We start from the raw sequence: 19,048 nt of genomic DNA on the forward strand, positions 1-19,048 counted from the left end.
AGGAAGGTCTGGTAGCAATAGCGAAGAGGTCACACCTGTTCCCATCTCGAACACAGAAGTTAAGCTCTTCAGCGTCGATGGTAGTTGGGGCTTTGCCCCTGCAAGAGTAGAACGCCGCCAGGCATTAGCTACGAGTGAAGATACATAATTGTATCTTTACTCTTTTTTTGTACAAATTTTGTTGATCGCATGCATACTAATAGACGAGAAACTCTATTTCATAAATGTACTATTAATAGATAAATCTTTCCAAAAGGGGGTTAAAGAGATGGATTACATAGATCAACTATTAGGGGATGACTTTCTACTAATTGTTCTTCGCCTATTTGTTGCCTTAATATTATCTGGGTTTATTGGATTCGAACGGGAGATAAACAACCATTCAGCGGGTTTTCGTACACATATTTTAGTTGGTGTCGGTTCATGTTTAATGATGATTTTGTCCTTATTCGGTTTTACCTCATTTTTGGAAGTGTACGACAATATTCGATTTGATCCTGCACGTATACCATCCTATGTTATTAGTGGAATTGGCTTTCTTGGAGCGGGCACGATTATCGTATACGGAGGAACCGTACGAGGTTTGACAACCGCTGCCTCAATTTGGACAGTTGCAGGTATGGGCTTGGTAGTCGGAGCAGGAATGTATAGTGTAGCAATTGTGGCAACACTAATTATTTTGGTCAGTCTAATATTTCTTAACCATATTGAAAATTTCTTTCCGAAATCGAAATCAGGTAATTTTATAGAAATTGTAGTAGAAAAGGATTTTAAAATCCATCAAGTGGTTGAAGTGATGGAGAGATATGATTTATCTATTAAAAGCATCGAAGTTTTTAGGATAGAAAGTAATTTAAGGAAGATTTATATCAAAACAAAATTAAGGAAAAGCCAAGATGTCATTGGATTATTCGAGGAAATATCAAGAATTGAGTATGTGAATCACATTACCAAATTAAATAATTAAACTGTTTCTAGAACCTTATACATATAATTTGTATAAGGTTTTTGTTTTGTTTCCTTAAAATTTGTCTATTATATATAAAGTAAGATGTTTGCATCTCTTTCAATTTGGCGTATAATAAACGTAAAGTCAAAGATAGTCAAAGTCAAAATACCAATACAAACTAAGATAAACTCATAAGATAAGAGGTGTAAGACGAAATGAGCAATATTTCGGATATTATTGAACAATATTTGAAAGACGTGCTTTTTACGAAGGGTGAAAATACCATTGAAATAAAAAGAAGTGAAATCGCTAATCAGTTTCAGTGTGTGCCTTCCCAAATAAATTATGTCATTAACACGCGTTTTACAATGGAAAAAGGGTATATAGTAGAGAGTAAGCGTGGTGGTGGTGGTTATATCCGTATTATGCGTGTAAAGCATGAGGATAAATCAGATTTAATCGATGAAATTATTCAGATGGTTGGTACAGCAGTCACCCAACGGTCTTCCATCCATGTACTTGAACGTCTATTGGAAGAAAAAATCATTACAAAGCGTGAAGCTAAAATTATGTTAAGCGCGATAGATCGTACTACATTGGCATTTAGTTTGCCACTAAGGGATGAGGTTCGTGCCCGAGTTTTTTCCGCTATGCTCTCTACACTTAAGTATTTAAGAGAATAAACAAGTAATTTCTAAATGCAAAGGGGGAATAACTTTGGAATGCCAAGAATGCAATGAGAGAACAGCCACACTACATTTTAAAAGGATTGTTAATGGGGAAGAAACAATTGTAAAAATGTGTGAAGAATGTGCTAAGAAGAAAGGATTTGTTCCCTATCCAGAAGACGGTTATTCTCTGCACGATTTGCTTACTGGTTTATTTAATTTTGATAACTTAAAAATGGCAAATCCTAGTGGAAACCAGATTAATCAAGTGAAGGATTTACAATGTTCTTCTTGTGGAATGACGTTTTCCGAGTTTAAAAAGGTAGGGAAATTTGGATGTGCCCAATGTTATGAGTCGTTCGCTTCCAGATTGGAGCCTATCTTTCGTAGAGTGCATGCAGGTAACACAAAGCATTTTGGGAAAATACCAAAACGCGCTGGAAGTGATTTACATGTAAAAAGGCAGTTGAAAAGTTATAAAGAAGAATTGCAGCATCTAATTGAAACGGAAGCCTTTGAAGAGGCAGCAAAAGTAAGAGATAAAATCAAAGCACTGGAAAAAGGGCATAGAGAGCCGGAAGCAGGTGAAGACATATGACCTTAGAACATTTTATTAATGAAGCGATTAGTCCATGGATGCTTGAAGATGGCCCGGATAAGGATATTGTCATGAGTAGCCGGATCCGGTTAGCGAGGAATTTTGCCAATGTACCATATCCGATCCTTGCTGGTCAGGAGAAGTTGGAGGAAATTCGTGAATTTTTTGAGAATGAATATGCACATCAATCGTTTCATACTTTTGAAAATCTGGAATTTGTCAACGTCAGAGAATTGACTCCCGTAGAAAAAAGTGTGCTGGTGGAAAAGCATTTGATTAGTCCCCATCTTGTTAGACACACGGAAGAAGGGGCAGTATTAATTTCAGAAAATGAGCAGTTATCTATGATGATAAACGAAGAAGATCATATTCGTATTCAAGTATACTTCCCTGGTCTACAGTTAAAGAAAGCGTTGGAACATGCGTTTAACTTAGATGATTGGCTGGAAGAGAAGGTGAATTATGCATTTGATGAGACAAAAGGGTACTTAACCAGTTGTCCAACTAATGTGGGCACGGGGATGCGAGCATCTGTGATGATGCATCTTCCGGCACTTGCAATGTCAAATCAAATTAATCGAATGATTCCTGCAATCAGCCAACTTGGACTAGTAGTCAGAGGTATATATGGTGAAGGCAGTGAAGCACTTGGCAATATCTTTCAAATTTCCAATCAGATTACACTTGGGAAGTCTGAAACGGATATTATTGAAGATCTGGAAAGTATCGTGAATCAGCTGATTGAACATGAAAGAACAGCACGTATGCATATACTAGAAAGATCGGAAATGAGACTTCAGGATCGCATCTTTCGCTCATATGGCGTGCTGCAATACAGTCGCATAATAGATTCAAAGGAAGCAGCAAGATGTATTTCAGACGTGCGACTAGGTATAGATTTAGGTATTATAGAGAATACATCAGGAAATATCCTAAATGAGTTAATGGTTCTTACACAGCCGGGTTTTCTTCAACAATATGCAAATAGAACTTTAAAAGCTGGTGAGCGTGACACATTAAGAGCAACGCTCATTCGCGAAAGATTAGAATTAGAAAAATAGGAGGGAAATCCAGATGATGTTTGGACGATTTACAGAAAGAGCGCAGAAGGTATTGGCATTATCACAAGAAGAAGCGGTACGACTTGGCCATAATAATATTGGTACCGAGCATATTTTATTAGGCCTTGTTCGCGAAGGTGAGGGCATTGCAGCGAAGGCTTTGCAATCCCTCGGGTTGGAAGTATCAAAGATTCAGGAAGAAGTTGAAAAGTTAATTGGTGTCGGCAAACAGCCGATGCAATCTATTCACTATACTCCACGAGCAAAGAAAGTGGTTGAGTTGTCTCAAGATGAGGCGAGAAAGCTAGGCCATTCCTATGTGGGAACAGAACATATTTTACTTGGTTTAATTCGTGAAGGTGAAGGTGTTGCTGCACGTGTTTTAAATAACCTTGGTGTAAGTTTAAACAAAGCGAGACAACAGGTATTGCAATTGTTAGGCAGTAATGAATCACAGGCAGGTCGCCAAGGACGAGCAGGACAGCAATCAAACGCTAGTACACCTACATTGGATTCATTGGCAAGAGATCTAACTGTAAGTGCCAAAGAGGGCAAAATTGACCCTGTTATTGGTCGTGCGAAGGAAATTGAACGCGTTATCCAGGTGTTGAGCCGCCGGACGAAAAATAACCCTGTATTAATCGGGGAACCGGGTGTTGGTAAAACAGCTGTAGCTGAAGGGCTAGCACAGCAAATTATTGATAATGAAGTGCCAGAAACATTAAGAGATAAACGGGTCATGACACTGGACATGGGTACGGTTGTGGCAGGTACAAAATACCGTGGTGAGTTTGAAGATCGCCTAAAAAAAGTGATGGAGGAAATCCGTCAGGCAGGAAATATTATTCTATTCATCGATGAGCTACATACATTAATTGGTGCTGGTGGAGCAGAAGGAGCAATTGATGCTTCTAATATTCTAAAGCCATCGCTTGCCCGTGGTGAGCTACAATGTATTGGTGCAACAACATTGGATGAATATCGTAAATATATCGAAAAGGACGCTGCACTTGAACGAAGATTCCAGCCAATTCAAGTTGATGAACCAACATTGGAGGAAACAATTCAAATTTTAGGTGGGCTGCGTGATCGTTATGAGGCACATCACCGTGTAACGATTACAGATGAGGCGATTGAAGCTGCTGCAACACTTTCAGATCGGTATATTACTGATCGCTTTTTACCGGATAAAGCAATTGACTTGATTGATGAAGCGGGCTCGAAAGTACGTCTTCGGTCGTACACAATTCCACCTAATCTAAAAGAGTTGGAGCAAAAGCTTGAAGAAGTACGTAAAGAAAAGGATGCTGCAGTACAAAGTCAGGAATTTGAAAAGGCTGCCTCTTTACGTGATTCGGAACAACGTCTTCGTGAGGAACTGGAAAAGACAAAAGATGAATGGAAAGAGAAGCAAGGTCAGACGGACTCTGAAGTCACGGTAGAGGATATTGCAAGTATTGTTTCCGCATGGACCGGTGTCCCTGTATCCAAATTAACAAAAGATGAGAGCCAGCGACTACTGAACATGGAAGAAATTTTGCATGACCGTGTTATTGGACAGTCAGAAGCTGTTGATGCTGTATCTAAAGCGATTCGTAGAGCACGTTCTGGATTAAAGGATCCGAAGCGCCCAATTGGTTCATTTATCTTCCTTGGTCCAACAGGTGTCGGAAAAACAGAACTTGCCCGTGCATTGGCAGAGGTAATGTTTGCTGATGAGGATGCGATGATTCGTATTGATATGTCTGAGTATATGGAAAGACATGCCACATCCCGTCTGGTCGGTTCACCTCCAGGGTATGTTGGGTATGAAGAAGGCGGACAACTTACTGAAAAAGTTCGTCGTAAACCATATTCAGTTGTTTTGTTGGATGAAATAGAAAAGGCTCACCCGGAAGTATTTAATATTTTACTGCAAGTACTTGAAGATGGGCGTTTAACTGATTCAAAAGGTCGACTCGTTGATTTTCGTAACACAGTAATCATCATGACTTCCAATGTTGGTGCAAGCGAACTGAAGCGAAACAAGTATGTTGGGTTTAATATGGGTGATGAGAAGCGGGAATACAGTGACATGAAATCCAAAGTAATGGAAGAGTTGAAAAAGGCTTTCCGCCCTGAATTCTTAAACAGGATTGATGAAACAATCGTATTCCATTCCTTAGAAAGAAAGCATATGAAGGATATTGTCACCCTAATGCTAGATCAACTTCAACGTCGCTTGAAAGATCAGGAAATCGATTTGTCCTTGACGGATAAAGCAGTTGAAAAAATTGCTCATGATGGATTTGACCCTGAATATGGTGCAAGACCAATGCGTAGGTCCATTCAAAAGAATATTGAGGATCTGTTATCAGAAGAACTGCTGAAAGGAAGCATTGCTAAAGGAGAAAGTGTAAAAATAGGTTTAAACAACAAAGGTGATTTTACCGTTCTTGCTTAGCATGAAAACATGGTGAACGAGAATGACATAATTAAATAGGAAAAGAGTTATAATATATGAAAGCTAGAAGAGTAGAATCTTCTAGCTTTTCCTTCCATCTATACACAGTTGTGGCATAATTAAGGTAAGAAATTTAATGAAATGATAGGATTCTGTAACCTACCAGGCTCAAAAATGTTTTACAATAGAAAAAGGGGATAGTGATTTGGCTAAAAGAAAAGTAAAGTTTTCCTGCCAGGAATGCGGATATGAATCAGCAAAATGGATGGGCAAATGCCCCAGTTGCAATAGTTGGAATTCAATGGTCGAAGAGATTGAAGCATCAGATGTTAGAGGGAGAGCTTCACTTTCGAATGGAACGCAGTCAGTCAGTAAACCGGAAAGTATAACTGCCATTGAGTCAGAGAAAGAACCGAGAGTTACAACTGCCATGAAGGAATTTAACCGAGTTCTTGGTGGTGGTATTGTTTTAGGTTCACTTGTATTGATTGGTGGCGATCCGGGTATTGGTAAGTCGACATTACTGTTGCAAATATCATCTCAATTAGCAGACAAGAAACTTCCTGTTCTTTATGTATCTGGAGAAGAATCAACACGTCAGACAAAACTTCGAGCAGATCGATTAGGAATCAAATCGGATTTACTATACGTGTTATCGGAAACCAATCTATTTGATATTAGCAAGCAAATTGGAGAAGTCCGTCCCTCATTTGTGGTGATTGACTCGATTCAGACCATTTTCAAAGAAGAAGTGACCAGTGCGCCGGGAAGTGTCTCACAGGTGCGAGAATGTACGGTTGAATTGATGAAGATTGCTAAGACAAATGGGATTCCAATATTTATCGTTGGCCATGTAACAAAAGAAGGTGCCATTGCAGGACCGAGATTATTAGAGCATATGGTTGATGCAGTTTTATATTTCGAAGGGGAAAGGCATCACACCTATCGTATTTTGCGTGGTGTAAAAAATCGCTTCGGCAGTACAAATGAAATGGGAATTTTTGAAATGAAAGAAGAAGGACTCAGGGAAGTGATGAATGCTTCTGAAATCTTCCTGGAAGAACGTGCTGAGGGTGCGGCAGGATCTACAGTGGTAGCTTCAATGGAGGGCACAAGACCAATACTAGTTGAAATACAAGCACTAATTTCTCCTACCAGTTTTGGTAACCCACGAAGAACTGCAACAGGTATTGACCATAATCGTGTACCATTAATTATGGCTGTGCTTGAAAAACGGGTTGGACTAATGCTGCAAAATCAAGATGCTTATATTAAAGTAGCCGGTGGCGTCAAACTGGATGAACCTGCAATCGATTTAGCCCTTGCTGTCAGTATTGCTTCCAGTTTCCGCGATCAACCTACAGATCCGAACGATATTTTTATTGGTGAGGTTGGTTTGACAGGAGAAATTAGAAGGGTCTCTCGTATTGAACAACGTGTACAGGAAGCGGCTAAACTTGGGTTTAAACGGGTTATCTGTCCTAAAAATAATTTAAGCGGGTGGACGTATCCGAAAGGCATTGAAATAGTTGGAGTCAGTACGGTTCAAGAGGCGCTTTCGGAGGGTATTAGGTAATATAGTTATGGTTCTTTATACAAAATCCTAGTATTTACTCTATACGATAGTCTTTTTAATTTATTTTAAGGTTATGATTTAAAAATAAAGGCAATAATAAATGTTAGGAGGTGACGATAGTGATCAATAAAGTAGTACATTTATTTTTTATTGTTTTAGGTGGTTCCATTGGGTATTTGTATATACCAGAATTAGTTAGGATATTGAACTTCACTGATTCTGGGTGGGTGAGTTCGCCATATTTAGGTATGATCATTGGTGCAATTATATTTTTTATCCTATCTTACTGGCTGGCAGACTATATCGTTGATTTTTTAAAGTGGGTAGAAGAGGCACTTATAAAACTCCCTGCAATGGATTTATTTTTTGGTAGTATCGGTTTAATTGTTGGATTGGTAATTGCTTACTTTATCATCATGCCAGTGCAGGATATCAATATTCAAGTCGTTTCACAGGTATTGCCATTATTTATTATGATTATACTCGGTTACCTAGGGTTCCAAGTAGGTTTCAGACGTAGAGAAGAGTTTGTCAATCTGATGAAAACAAACAAGAAAGAACGTCGTCGTTCAGTGGAAGGCGAGGATGCTGAAATCCTCACACCGAAAGCAAAAATATTGGATACGAGTGTTATCATTGATGGTAGAGTTGCAGATATCTGCCAAACAAATTTCCTGGAAGGTACCATTATTATCCCGGGGTTTGTTCTGGGAGAGTTGCAGCATATTGCAGACTCTTCCGATACACTAAAACGAAATAGGGGACGCCGAGGATTGGATGTATTAAACCGAATCCAAAAAGAATTGCCTGTAAAAGTAGAAATATATGAAGGTGATTTTGAGGAGATTCCTGAGGTGGACAGTAAGTTAATCAAGCTTGCTAAAGTAATCAATGGGATTGTTGTTACAAATGATTTCAATCTAAACAAAGTATGTGATCTTCAAGGTGTTTCTGTGTTGAATATCAATGACCTTGCGAATGCAGTGAAACCGGTCGTATTGCCTGGTGAAGAATTAGTCGTTCAGGTGATAAAAGATGGTAAAGAGCATAATCAAGGTGTTGCATATTTGGATGATGGCACAATGATTGTTGTTGAAGAAGGGCGCGATTATATCGGTAAGACAATCGAGGTAATTATTACGAGTGTGTTGCAGACATCTGCAGGCCGGATGATTTTTGCAAAACCAAAATTACTTGAAAAAGCTCTCTAAAAAAGGTATAACTGATAAGAATGTAGTAAAGTGATAACATATATGATGTTATCACTTTTTCATATAAGTGAGTGTTCAGGTAAGGAGGGTGAAAGTGACGTTGCTTTTACCCGAAGCTATCCGAACACAAGTAACGGAATCTTTATATTATGAGAGGGGCATCACCATGAGTAATGAAGTTCGCGTACGTTATGCGCCAAGTCCAACGGGTCATCTGCACATTGGAAACGCACGTACAGCTTTATTTAACTATTTATATGCTAAACATTTTAACGGGAAATTTATTATCCGTACGGAAGATACAGATGAGAAACGTAATGTGGAGGGTGGCGAAGAGAGTCAGCTGATGTTCCTCAAATGGTTAGGTCTGGAATGGGATGAAGGAGCTGATATTGGCGGAGATTATGGGCCATATCGTCAAACAGAGCGTCTGGAAATATATGATAAATATGTCACCGAACTTTTGGAAAGAAACCTTGCATATAAATGTTATGTGTCTGAAGAAGAGCTTGAAGCAGAACGGGAAAAACAACGTGCAAATGGGCAAGTACCTAAATATTCGGGTGCACATCGTAATTTGACTGAGGAACAAATTGCTGCCTACGTCGCGGAAGGTCGTAAGCCAAGTATCCGATTCCGTGTTCCGGAAAATGTTACCTATACTTTCGACGATCTCGTTCGTGGGGAAATCACTTTTGAATCCAGTGACTTCGGTGACTGGGTGATCGTTAAGAAAAATGGAATTCCTACATATAATTTCGCAGTAGCAATCGATGATCATTTAATGGGAATATCAGATGTTCTCCGCGGAGAAGAACATATTTCCAACACTCCGAAGCAAATGATGGTCTATGATGCATTTGATTGGAAAGCGCCAAATTATGGCCATATGACACTGATTCTTAATGAAGACCGCAAGAAATTGAGTAAACGTGATGAACATATTTTGCAGTTTATTGAGCAATACCGTAATCTTGGTTATTTACCGGAAGCAATGTTTAACTTCATTAGTCTCTTGGGATGGTCTCCTGTCGGTGAGGAAGAAATCTTCTCGCAAGAAAAATTGATTGAGATATTTGATCCGGAACGTCTTTCCACCTCTGCTGCTATTTTTGATCAGCAAAAGCTGAAATGGATGAATAACGAGTATATTAAAGCAGCTGAGTTAGAGGCAGTGATTGAACTTGCGATGCCACATTTAGTGGAAGCGGGTAAATTACCACAAGATATGGATGAGTTGCAGAGGAATTGGGCTGAGAATGTGATTACCTTATATCGTGAACAGTTGCGTTACGGTGCTGAAATCGTTGAGTTGACAGAGCTTTTCTTTAATGAAGATATCTCTTATGACGAAGCTGCCATGGAAGTACTAAACCAAGAACAAGTACCTGAAGTTCTTCAAGTCTTTACCGATAAGTTGATACATTTGGATGAATTCTCAAAGGATTCCATCAAGGCACAAATTAAAGCTACTCAAAAAGAGACGGGCCACCGTGGGAAGAAATTATTTATGCCGATTCGCGTTGCGACGACTGGCCAAATGCATGGACCAGAGCTTCCATTTGCAATTGAACTTTTAGGAAAAGAAGTTATTCTTGCAAGGCTTGATAAGGTATTAAAAAAATTAGGGGCTTAAACGTCACATTTAGACGATTGTAATAGTATAATGAGATAAAAATAGATGAACGTTGAAGAGGGAAAGTAAGGGCAGATTAGCTTATCCAGAGAGAATCACAAGTGCTGGGAGTGATTTTAAGCAGCTGTTCTGAAGTGCCCCTTGGAGTCTGGTATGGAAATTAAAGTACATAACAGCGGTACTCTCCCGTTATGAGAGCACAAGTTGGGAGTTGTTAAAACTTCAAACAGAGTGGAACCGCGCATGTAAGCGCCTCTGTGTATCTATTGCACAGAGGCGCTTTTTATTTCTTTTTTACAAAGTAAGGTAAAGGGGGATACAAATGGGGATATTAAAAATAATCAAAGAAGATATGGAAGTCGTATTCGAACAGGATCCGGCAGCAAGGACTTATTTTGAAGTAGTATTAACCTATTCAGGCTTACATGCAGTTTGGAACCATCGGATTGCACATTGGTTTTATAAGCGAAGACTATATTTTATTGCAAGATCCATCTCACAAATTAGCCGGTTTTTTACCGGGATTGAAATACACCCAGGTGCTGTTATCGGGCGACGTCTTTTTATTGATCATGGTATGGGAGTCGTTGTCGGGGAGACATGTGAGATTGGTGATAATGTTACCATATTTCAAGGTGTTACCCTTGGAGGTACCGGCAAGGAAAAGGGGAAGCGGCATCCTACCGTGAAGAATAATGCACTTATTTCTACAGGAGCAAAAGTCCTTGGAGACATCACGATCGGCGAGAATTCCAAAGTGGGTGGTGGATCTGTCGTATTAAAAGATGTACCTGATAATTCGACTGTTGTAGGGGTACCTGGTAGAATTGTTGTTCGGAATGGTGAAAAGGTACGAAGAGATCTTGATCATCATAAAATACCCGACCCTATAAATGATAGATGTGAGCACTTGCAGGAGCAAATTAATTCATTAGAAGCTGAAATTTTATTATTGAAAGAAAGGAGCAATCAAGATCATGCCCATAAAAGTCTATAATACCATGACACGAACAAAGGAGGATTTTAAACCTCTCGAAAAGGGTAAGGTAAGTATGTATGTATGTGGTCCAACCGTATATAACTATATTCACATCGGAAATGCACGACCAGCGATTGTATTTGACACGGTGAGAAGGTATTTTGAATATAAGGGATTCAACGTAGACTATGTTCTGAACTTTACCGACGTTGATGACAAAATTATAAATACAGCGCATAAACTAGGGGAAGAGGTACCAGACCTTGCAGATAAATTTATTGCAGCATATTTGGAGGATGTTGGTGCATTAGGTGTTAAAAAGGCAACACATAATCCGCGTGTGATGGATTCAATGGATGATATCATTTCATTTATTGATGTTCTCGTGCAAAGGGAATATGCTTACGTGGCGGATGGCGATGTATATTTTAAACCGCGGGCGTTTGAAGGATATGGCAAGCTTTCCCATCAATCCATTGATGAATTACGGTCAGGAGCAAGAATTCAAATTGGTGAAAAGAAAGAGGATCCACTTGACTTTGCTCTATGGAAACAAGTGAAAGATGGGGAGATTTCATGGGATTCACCTTGGGGGAAAGGTAGACCAGGCTGGCATATTGAATGTTCGGCAATGGTAAAAAAATACCTCGGAGATACGATAGATATTCATGCCGGAGGTCAGGATCTTACCTTTCCACATCATGAAAATGAAATTGCTCAATCCGAAGCAATGACAGGACATACATTTGCAAACTATTGGATGCATAATGGGTATATTAATATAGATAATGAGAAAATGTCTAAATCCCTTGGGAATTTTGTGCTAACTAGAGACTTAATAGCACATCATAACCCACAAGTATTAAGGTTCTTTATGCTTAGTGTGCATTATCGGAATCCAATTAATTTTACGGATGAATTACTGGAAAGTGCAACAAACAGTTATGAGCGAATTAAGACTGCATATCATAATTTGGAACATCGCAAAAAATCAAGTATGAACCTGGTGAATGATAGGGATACATGGCTAGAAAAAATTGATGGAATGAAGGCCCGCTTTGAGTCTGAAATGGATGATGACTTTAATACCGCAAATGCAATTTCAGTGCTTTTTGACTTGTCGAAGGAAGCAAATGTGTATTTACAGGCCAAGCAAACATCGAAAACGGTTATTAATTATTTTCAGGAAACAATGGGATCATTGCTTGAGGTGTTGGGGATAGATATCACTGAAACAGATACAGACGAATTATTAGATGAAACGATTGAAGCACTCATCGAAGAACGAAACGAAGCAAGGAAAAATCGCAGTTTTGCTCGTGCTGATGAAATAAGAGATTTACTAAAGGAGAAAAAAATCATTTTAGAAGATACACCCCAAGGGATCCGCTGGAAAAGAGGCTAATCATGAAAATGGAAGTAAAACAAATGAAAAGCTTAGCCTTGGCATATATGGGGGATGCTGTGTATGAAGTTCATGTCCGCGATTATTTGTTAAGGAAAGGGAAAGTAAAACCTAATCAACTACATCGGGAAGCAGTCACCTTTGTTTCGGGGAAAGCTCAAGCAACCGTTATTCGTAACTGGATTGAAACAGAAGGATTTCTGAGTGGGGAAGAAGCAAGTATTGTAGCAAGGGGCAAAAATGCCAAGTCTGGCACGACACCTAAGAATATCAGTGTTCTAACATACCGTTACAGTACAGCATTTGAAGCATTGCTTGGATATCATTATTTAATGGAAAATAAAAAGCGGCTGAAAGAACTAATGGACTTAAGCATCCAATTTGTTGAAGAAAGGAGTGAATAAGATGGACCAGGAAATGATTATTGGAAAGAATCCCGTAATAGAGGCACTAAAATCCGGACGTTCCGTGAATAAAGTATTGGTTTCAGAGCAATTGAATCCCAATTTGCAAAAGAAATTAAACCAACTGGCTAAAGAAGCGGGTACAATCATGCAAAATGTACCAAGAAACAAGCTCGATCAGCTTGATTCCGGTAACCACCAAGGTATTATTGCATATGTTGCCTCCTATCAATATGCATCCATTGAAGATTTATTTCAACTTGCAGAAGAAAGAAAAGAAGATCCATTTTTTATTATTCTGGATGAATTGGAGGACCCGCATAACCTTGGTTCGATTTTGCGAACGGCTGATGCAACCGGTGTCCATGGGGTTATTATTCCAAAAAGACGCTCGGTCGGACTGACAGCGACTGTTGCAAAAACGGCTGCAGGTGCTATAGAACATATCCCAGTTGCAAGAGTAACGAATATCGCAAATACCATTGATGAATTAAAAGAACGGAATGTATGGGTAGTTGGAACCGAAGCAGAAGCAACAGAGGATTTCCGCAAACTTGATGGTCACTTGCCTATTGCTTTAGTTATAGGAAATGAAGGAAAAGGAATCAGTAGATTAGTACGCAAGAAATGTGACTGGACAGTGAGCCTCCCAATGAAAGGGCAGGTTTCTTCCTTAAATGCATCTGTTGCATGTAGTCTGTTATTATATGAAGTGTATCGTAAAAGGTATCCACTGGGTGATTCCTGATGGTGATACTTGTTGTTGATGGATACAACATTATTGGTGCCTGGGAAGAACTTAAGCGACTGAAGGAGAAAGAAATAGGACAGGCCCGTGACCGTTTAATTGAAATTATGGCGGAATATCAGGCCTACTCCGGGCATAAGGTCATTATTGTTTTTGATGCTTACTATGTTAAAGGTGTTGCAAGTTCGTTAAAAAAATACAAGGTTGATGTTATATTTACGAAAGAGAAAGAAACAGCTGATGAATGTATTGAAAGGCTTATAAAAAAAATAAAAAATATAAAAACACAAGTTTATGTGGCAACCTCAGATTATGCGGAGCAGCGAACAATTTTTGGGCAAGGTGCACTGCGGAAATCCGCCCGTGAATTGTTAATTGAAGTTTCGGATATCGAGCGGGAGATAGAAGCCAGCATTGAGATACACAAAAATAACCAGTCCTCATCAAAGATTACTTTGGATCAAGAAATTCTGGAGAAATTTGAAAAGATGAGGAGAGGAGAAACATAGCATAGAAGTCTGACTTTTATGCTTTTTCGACATTTTTCGTCATGTAATCGCTTCGATAGCGTGTTGACGGTTTTGAAATCCATCCTGTATAATACTTCTATAGCGATTAAAGGTAGTCAGGAGGACGGTCTTGGTGAATGTTGAGCAGATAGAAAAAAGCAACATAAGTATAGACAAGCTTAGTGATAATGATTTGCTGGACTTGGTTCGCCAAGGGGACAGTCGTGCTTTGGATGTGCTTATAAATAGATATATAAACTTTGTTAGGGCTAAGGCACGGACCTATTTTTTAGTGGGGGCTGACAAGGAGGATATCATACAAGAAGGGATGATTGGTCTCTATAAAGCCATCCGTGATTATGATGGGGAAAAGCTTTCCTCATTTAAGGGATTTGCTGAACTTTGCGTAACAAGGCAGATTATTACGGCTATTAAAACGGCTACTAGACAGAAGCATATTCCACTTAATTCCTATGTATCATTGGACAAACCAATGTATGAAGAGGAATCGGACCGTACTTTATTGGATATTATTGGAGGATCAAAGGAAACAGATCCACAGGAAATGCTTGTCAATCAAGAAGATTATGGAAATATGGAATATAAATTATCTGAATTATTAAGCGATCTGGAGAAGCGGGTGCTCCATTTATATTTAGATGGAAGAACTTATCAGGAGATTTCTGTTAGTTTAAACAGACATGTTAAGTCAATCGATAACGCCCTGCAACGTGTCAAGCGAAAGCTGGAGCAATTGATGGAGGCTAACGGGGTAACGTTTTAACATGGGATATTTTTTATGTAAAGTAAATTTAACATGTTACAAAACCGGTGAGACGTTGACATAATGTACGGAGCCGTGCTACATTTGTAACAGTAAAAATACCCTAAATATGGGGTGAGAAGATGAGTAATAAGATAACTTTAGCGTGCTCGATATGTTCCAGTAGAAATTATTCAACTAATAAAAATGTAGCCATAAAATCTACAAGATTAGAAGTAAGGAAATATTGCAAGACATGTGGAGAGCATACTTTGCATCGCGAAACAAAATAGATTCATTACTTTAAAGAAAGTTGATGACTTCTAGATATATGGTGAAAATGAGAGTTAGGTAGGTTCGGGGGGTACAAGCATGTTTAAATTTCTGAAGAATGTTTCAAGAGAGATGAAGAAAGTCAGCTGGCCAAAAGGTAAAGAGCTATCAAATTATACAGTCATTGTTATTTCAACTGTTATTTTTGTATCAGTGTTCTTTTTCGTTGTTGATCTTGGAATTACACAGATTTTAAATGCATTTTTTGAATAACTAAGCTATACTATAGCTATACTGAAAACATGATATTCTTTTTATAAAACCCGCAGAGATAACGGGTTTTTTAATTTGGCTTAATAAGTTTAAAGGTATGTTTTGTGAACACCTTAAAAATAAGTGTCCAATAAAGAAGGATAAAAAGGGCTTTTTAAAAATCCTATAAATAAATGCTGCAAGGGAGGGAAGGGCAAGGCATTGTCCCGAAATGATATGGAGAAGAACTGGTATGTGGTTCATACGTATTCCGGATATGAAAACAAAGTGAAAATGAATCTGGAAAAAAGAGTGGAAACAATGGGTATGGAAGATAAGATTTTCCGTGTTATTGTCCCAGAAGATGAAGAGACAGAAATAAAGGATGGTAAAAAGAAAGTAACGATGAAGAAATCATTTCCAGGATATGTATTAACGGAAATGATTATGACAGATGACTCCTGGTATGTGGTTAGGAACACTCCAGGTGTAACTGGTTTTGTCGGCTCAAGTGGTCATGGTGCAAAACCTACACCATTAATGCCAGGAGAAATAGATGTGGTATTAAAACGTATGGGTGAAGCGCAATCAACAGTTCAAGTAGATTTCGAATTGAAAGAAAGTGTCCGAGTTGCTGACGGTCCGTTTACCGATTTTTCAGGCACTATCGAGCATATTGATGTCGATAAACAGAAAGTTAAAGTTCATGTAAATATGTTTGGAAGAGAAACACCAGTAGAACTAGATTTCTCGCAAGTGGAGAAACTTTAATAAAGAGAGTACTCAATAAAATTCTTAAGGAAACTTGCATTTTTATTTAATACATGGTAAAATTCTTTTGTTATTCATACCCTGAATCAAAAGGTGTGTTTGTACATTGGAGTGGGAGGGTTTTCCAAAAAATAAGACTGGACCCTATTACCACATCACGGACTTAAGGAGGTGTGTCACGTGGCTAAAAAAGTAATCAAATTAGTTAAATTGCAAATCCCAGCTGGTAAAGCTAATCCAGCACCGCCAGTAGGACCGGCACTAGGTCAAGCAGGTGTAAATATCATGGGATTCTGTAAAGAATTCAATGCTCGCACGCAAGATCAAGCGGGTCTAATTATTCCTGTTGAAATTACGGTGTTTGAAGACCGTTCATTTACATTTATTACTAAAACTCCGCCTGCAGCTGTTCTTTTGAAAAAAGCAGCCGGTATCGAGTCAGGTTCGGGTGAGCCGAACAAGAACAAGGTCGCTACAGTTAAACGCGATAAAGTAATGGAAATTGCAGAAACTAAAATGCCTGATCTAAATGCTGCTGATGTAGAATCGGCAATGCGTATGGTTGAAGGAACTGCACGTAGCATGGGAATCACTATCGAGGACTAATGCTCAAGGAGTTGAAGCTCTAGCTCAACTTTGAAACAAATCAATACGGTATAGGTTGCGGTTGGTTGACCATTCGCAACCTTTTTCGTGAATGTGCTGAACCTTTTTTCGGTTCAGTGCATGATTTATAAAAGCCAGGTGCTTTTATAAGTGGGAGGTATTACCGTTATAACCACAATAGAGGAGGAAATAAAATGGCAAAAAGAGGTAAAAAGTTTCAAGAAGCTGCTAAGCTTGTTGATCGTACAAAAAGTTATGAAGTAAAAGAAGCTATTGCACTTGCAAAGCAAACTGCTAAATCCAATTTTGATGAAACTGTTGAAGCGGCATTCCGTCTTGGGGTAGATCCGAAGAAAGCAGACCAACAAATCCGTGGTGCAATGGTATTGCCACATGGAACTGGTAAAACACAACGTGTGCTTGTATTCGCTAAAGGTGAAAAAGCAAAAGAAGCAGAAGCAGCTGGAGCAGATTATGTAGGAGAAGAAGAATATATCGAGAAAATCAACAAAGGTTGGTTTGAATTTGATGTAATCGTGGCAACTCCTGATATGATGGCTCAAGTTGGTAAGCTTGGTCGTGTGCTTGGACCAAAAGGACTTATGCCAAACCCTAAAACAGGAACAGTTACTTTCGAAGTGGAAAAAGCTGTTAATGATATTAAAGCTGGTAAAGTAGAATACCGTGTAGACAAGTCTTCCAATGTCCATGTTCCAATTGGGAAAATTTCCTTTGATGAAGAGAAATTGGTTGAAAACTTCGTGGCACTTACTGAACAACTTGTGAAGGTTAAGCCACAAGCTGCCAAAGGAACTTACATGAAGAATGTTTCGATCGCATCAACTATGGGGCCTGGAATTAAAGTAGACGTTTCTGGCTTCCGTAAATAAGGTGTTGACTTTTCCGGAAACTTTCGTTATACTAAATTGCGTTATATGAATCGAATACGTTATACCGTAGACAGTGGGTGCGAGCAATCGCTTAATGATCCTGCCGAGGTGTTTATAAACAAATGGGATGGTCGGTAAGATACCATTTGTTATATTAAGCTCCCATGTCTGCATGGGAGCTTTTACTTATGTCTGCTTGTTCTCGCATTTCGATCGGTGTAATGATAGTGAATATCTATAGGAGGTGGAACAATGTCTGGAATCATTGAAAAGAAAAAACAAGTGGTTGAAGAAATTACTGAAAAATTTCGTGCGAGTCAAACTGCAGTAGTAGTAGACTACCGTGGGCTTAACGTTGCTGAAGTTACAGCATTGCGTAAAGAGCTTCGTGACGCAGGAATTGAATTCAAAGTTTACAAAAACTCAATGACACGCCGTGCTGTTGAGGTTGTTGAATTAACTGAACTGAACGATACGTTGGTTGGACCAACTGCGATTGCTTTCAGTAACGATGATGTCGTAGCGCCTGCAAGAATTTTGAATAACTTCATGAAAGAACATGAAGCTTTAGAAATCAAAGGTGGAGTAATTGAAGGTGAAGTAGCTACCCTTGAGCAAATCAAAGAGCTTGCCGATCTTCCAAACTACGAAGGTATGGTTTCTATGTTGCTTAGCGTGCTTCAAGCACCAATCCGCAATTTTGCTTACGTTACAAAAGCTATTGCAGAACAGAAAGAAGAACAAGGCGCATAACTTGCCCTTAGCATTTAACATAAATTATAAATTAAAAATATTAGGAGGAAATTTATCATGACTAACGAAGAAATGATTGGCGCAATCAAAGAAATGTCTGTATTAGAATTAAACGATTTAGTTAAAGCGATTGAAGAAGAATTTGGAGTAACTGCTGCTGCACCGGTAGCTGCTGCAGGTGCTGCAGGTGGAGCTGCTGAAGAAGAACAAACTGAATTTGATGTAGTATTAACAGGTGCTGGCGCATCTAAAATCAAAGTTGTTAAAGCTGTTCGCGAAATCACTGGTCTTGGTCTTAAAGATGCAAAAGACATGGTTGATAACGCACCAAAAGCAATTAAAGAAGGCGTAGCTAAAGAAGAAGCTGAAGAAGTAAAAGCTAAACTTGCAGAAGCTGGCGCTGAAGTAGAAGTTAAATAATAGATTCTTTAACAATAGAAGCTCGTCGTATTTTCGGCGGGCTTTTTATCACGATTTCTCTTCTAAAGCATTTTTAGTATTTCAGTGAATTTAACAAAACCAAAGCTATTTTGTTGAGAAGGAAAAATCCGTT

Annotated in this window: 21 protein-coding genes, 1 rRNA gene and 2 other annotated features; all 22 genes read left to right on the forward strand. The window is 38.9% G+C overall.

Annotated elements, in window-relative coordinates; genetic code table 11:
- Positions 1-7 precede the first annotated feature (7 nt).
- The 22 genes from rrf to rplL all read left to right on the forward strand — a co-directional run bounded on the left by rrf (position 8) and on the right by rplL (position 18,915).
- Positions 8-123 (forward strand): 5S ribosomal RNA (rrf, locus tag BV906_RS18040).
- Positions 124-268: 145 nt separating this feature from the next.
- Positions 269-967: an MgtC/SapB family protein gene (locus BV906_RS18045; RefSeq protein WP_087975016.1), complete on the forward strand. Its 699-nt coding sequence runs from the start codon at positions 269-271 to the stop codon at positions 965-967.
- A gap of 197 nt (positions 968-1,164) precedes the next feature.
- Positions 1,165-1,632 (forward strand): CtsR family transcriptional regulator, encoded by a 468-nt coding sequence (locus tag BV906_RS18050; RefSeq protein ID WP_087975017.1) that lies wholly within the window; start codon positions 1,165-1,167, stop codon positions 1,630-1,632.
- A gap of 34 nt (positions 1,633-1,666) precedes the next feature.
- Entirely contained in the window at positions 1,667-2,215 is a 549-nt protein-coding gene (gene mcsA, locus BV906_RS18055) for a protein-arginine kinase activator protein McsA (protein ID WP_087975018.1), read from the forward strand.
- Complete coding sequence (gene mcsB, locus BV906_RS18060) at positions 2,212-3,276, forward strand: protein-arginine kinase McsB (RefSeq protein ID WP_087975019.1); 1,065 nt, start codon at positions 2,212-2,214, stop codon at positions 3,274-3,276. The genes mcsA and mcsB overlap by 4 nt, the downstream gene beginning before the upstream one ends.
- A 13-nt stretch (positions 3,277-3,289) precedes the next feature.
- Positions 3,290-5,719: an ATP-dependent protease ATP-binding subunit ClpC gene (gene clpC / locus BV906_RS18065; protein WP_087975020.1), complete on the forward strand. Its 2,430-nt coding sequence runs from the start codon at positions 3,290-3,292 to the stop codon at positions 5,717-5,719.
- Positions 5,720-5,924: 205 nt separating this feature from the next.
- Positions 5,925-7,295, forward strand: a complete 1,371-nt coding sequence (gene radA / locus BV906_RS18070) for a DNA repair protein RadA (RefSeq protein ID WP_087975021.1) — start codon at positions 5,925-5,927, stop codon at positions 7,293-7,295.
- 119 nt (positions 7,296-7,414) lie between these two features.
- Positions 7,415-8,506: a PIN/TRAM domain-containing protein gene (locus tag BV906_RS18075; protein ID WP_087975022.1), complete on the forward strand. Its 1,092-nt coding sequence runs from the start codon at positions 7,415-7,417 to the stop codon at positions 8,504-8,506.
- A gap of 166 nt (positions 8,507-8,672) precedes the next feature.
- A complete protein-coding gene (gene gltX / locus BV906_RS18080; protein ID WP_087975112.1) occupies positions 8,673-10,142 on the forward strand; it encodes a glutamate--tRNA ligase in 1,470 nt (489 codons plus the stop codon).
- Positions 10,143-10,185: 43 nt separating this feature from the next.
- Positions 10,186-10,402 (forward strand) — a binding site (T-box leader).
- 62 nt (positions 10,403-10,464) lie between these two features.
- Positions 10,465-11,139 (forward strand): serine O-acetyltransferase, encoded by a 675-nt coding sequence (cysE, locus tag BV906_RS18085; protein ID WP_176330413.1) that lies wholly within the window; start codon positions 10,465-10,467, stop codon positions 11,137-11,139.
- Complete coding sequence (cysS, locus tag BV906_RS18090) at positions 11,120-12,526, forward strand: cysteine--tRNA ligase (protein ID WP_087975023.1); 1,407 nt, start codon at positions 11,120-11,122, stop codon at positions 12,524-12,526. Before cysE ends, cysS begins: the two co-directional genes overlap by 20 nt.
- A 2-nt stretch (positions 12,527-12,528) precedes the next feature.
- Positions 12,529-12,930: a Mini-ribonuclease 3 gene (locus BV906_RS18095; RefSeq protein WP_087975024.1), complete on the forward strand. Its 402-nt coding sequence runs from the start codon at positions 12,529-12,531 to the stop codon at positions 12,928-12,930.
- A 1-nt stretch (position 12,931) separates the two neighbouring features.
- Complete coding sequence (gene rlmB / locus BV906_RS18100; RefSeq protein WP_087975025.1) at positions 12,932-13,678, forward strand: 23S rRNA (guanosine(2251)-2'-O)-methyltransferase RlmB; 747 nt, start codon at positions 12,932-12,934, stop codon at positions 13,676-13,678.
- The gene (locus BV906_RS18105) at positions 13,678-14,187 is read left to right on the forward strand and encodes an NYN domain-containing protein (RefSeq protein WP_087975026.1); all 510 of its coding nucleotides are present in this window, start codon (positions 13,678-13,680) and stop codon (positions 14,185-14,187) included. The genes rlmB and BV906_RS18105 overlap by 1 nt, the downstream gene beginning before the upstream one ends.
- A 130-nt stretch (positions 14,188-14,317) precedes the next feature.
- Entirely contained in the window at positions 14,318-14,971 is a 654-nt protein-coding gene (gene sigH, locus BV906_RS18110; protein WP_087975027.1) for an RNA polymerase sporulation sigma factor SigH, read from the forward strand.
- Between the two features lie 122 nt (positions 14,972-15,093).
- Positions 15,094-15,243, forward strand: a complete 150-nt coding sequence (rpmG, locus tag BV906_RS18115; RefSeq protein WP_087975028.1) for a 50S ribosomal protein L33 — start codon at positions 15,094-15,096, stop codon at positions 15,241-15,243.
- 79 nt (positions 15,244-15,322) lie between these two features.
- Entirely contained in the window at positions 15,323-15,496 is a 174-nt protein-coding gene (gene secE / locus BV906_RS18120) for a preprotein translocase subunit SecE (RefSeq protein WP_087975029.1), read from the forward strand.
- 216 nt (positions 15,497-15,712) lie between these two features.
- Positions 15,713-16,246 carry a transcription termination/antitermination protein NusG gene (nusG, locus tag BV906_RS18125; protein ID WP_087975114.1) on the forward strand — a complete coding sequence of 178 codons (534 nt, stop codon included), beginning with the start codon at positions 15,713-15,715 and terminating at the stop codon, positions 16,244-16,246.
- A 180-nt stretch (positions 16,247-16,426) separates the two neighbouring features.
- The gene (rplK, locus tag BV906_RS18130; protein WP_140322026.1) at positions 16,427-16,852 is read left to right on the forward strand and encodes a 50S ribosomal protein L11; all 426 of its coding nucleotides are present in this window, start codon (positions 16,427-16,429) and stop codon (positions 16,850-16,852) included.
- A 194-nt stretch (positions 16,853-17,046) separates the two neighbouring features.
- A complete protein-coding gene (gene rplA, locus BV906_RS18135) occupies positions 17,047-17,742 on the forward strand; it encodes a 50S ribosomal protein L1 (protein WP_087975031.1) in 696 nt (231 codons plus the stop codon).
- A gap of 46 nt (positions 17,743-17,788) precedes the next feature.
- Positions 17,789-17,937, forward strand: a sequence feature (ribosomal protein L10 leader region).
- Positions 17,938-17,994: 57 nt separating this feature from the next.
- On the forward strand, positions 17,995-18,495 hold the full coding sequence (rplJ, locus tag BV906_RS18140; RefSeq protein WP_087975032.1) for a 50S ribosomal protein L10: 501 nt from the start codon (positions 17,995-17,997) through the stop codon (positions 18,493-18,495).
- Positions 18,496-18,552: 57 nt separating this feature from the next.
- Positions 18,553-18,915 carry a 50S ribosomal protein L7/L12 gene (gene rplL, locus BV906_RS18145; protein WP_087975033.1) on the forward strand — a complete coding sequence of 121 codons (363 nt, stop codon included), beginning with the start codon at positions 18,553-18,555 and terminating at the stop codon, positions 18,913-18,915.
- Positions 18,916-19,048: the final 133 nt, after the last annotated feature.

The organism is Oceanobacillus rekensis (genome assembly GCF_002153375.1).
Taxonomy (GTDB): Bacteria; Bacillota; Bacilli; order Bacillales; family Amphibacillaceae; genus Oceanobacillus; species Oceanobacillus rekensis.

Excerpts from the sequence above, each read along its gene's own strand:
- BV906_RS18045 (WP_087975016.1), top strand. The coding sequence starts at position 269 with ATGGATTACATAGATCAACTATTAGGGGATGACTTTCTACTAATTGTT.
- BV906_RS18050 (WP_087975017.1), top strand. The coding sequence starts at position 1,165 with ATGAGCAATATTTCGGATATTATTGAACAATATTTGAAAGACGTGCTT.
- mcsB (WP_087975019.1), top strand. The coding sequence starts at position 2,212 with ATGACCTTAGAACATTTTATTAATGAAGCGATTAGTCCATGGATGCTT.
- clpC (WP_087975020.1), top strand. The coding sequence starts at position 3,290 with ATGATGTTTGGACGATTTACAGAAAGAGCGCAGAAGGTATTGGCATTA.
- gltX (WP_087975112.1), top strand. The coding sequence starts at position 8,673 with ATGAGTAATGAAGTTCGCGTACGTTATGCGCCAAGTCCAACGGGTCAT.
- cysE (WP_176330413.1), top strand. The coding sequence starts at position 10,465 with ATGGGGATATTAAAAATAATCAAAGAAGATATGGAAGTCGTATTCGAA.
- cysS (WP_087975023.1), top strand. The coding sequence starts at position 11,120 with ATGCCCATAAAAGTCTATAATACCATGACACGAACAAAGGAGGATTTT.
- BV906_RS18095 (WP_087975024.1), top strand. The coding sequence starts at position 12,529 with ATGAAAATGGAAGTAAAACAAATGAAAAGCTTAGCCTTGGCATATATG.
- rlmB (WP_087975025.1), top strand. The coding sequence starts at position 12,932 with ATGGACCAGGAAATGATTATTGGAAAGAATCCCGTAATAGAGGCACTA.
- BV906_RS18105 (WP_087975026.1), top strand. The coding sequence starts at position 13,678 with ATGGTGATACTTGTTGTTGATGGATACAACATTATTGGTGCCTGGGAA.
- rpmG (WP_087975028.1), top strand. The coding sequence starts at position 15,094 with ATGAGTAATAAGATAACTTTAGCGTGCTCGATATGTTCCAGTAGAAAT.
- secE (WP_087975029.1), top strand. The coding sequence starts at position 15,323 with ATGTTTAAATTTCTGAAGAATGTTTCAAGAGAGATGAAGAAAGTCAGC.
- nusG (WP_087975114.1), top strand. The coding sequence starts at position 15,713 with ATGGAGAAGAACTGGTATGTGGTTCATACGTATTCCGGATATGAAAAC.
- rplA (WP_087975031.1), top strand. The coding sequence starts at position 17,047 with ATGGCAAAAAGAGGTAAAAAGTTTCAAGAAGCTGCTAAGCTTGTTGAT.
- rplJ (WP_087975032.1), top strand. The coding sequence starts at position 17,995 with ATGTCTGGAATCATTGAAAAGAAAAAACAAGTGGTTGAAGAAATTACT.
- rplL (WP_087975033.1), top strand. The coding sequence starts at position 18,553 with ATGACTAACGAAGAAATGATTGGCGCAATCAAAGAAATGTCTGTATTA.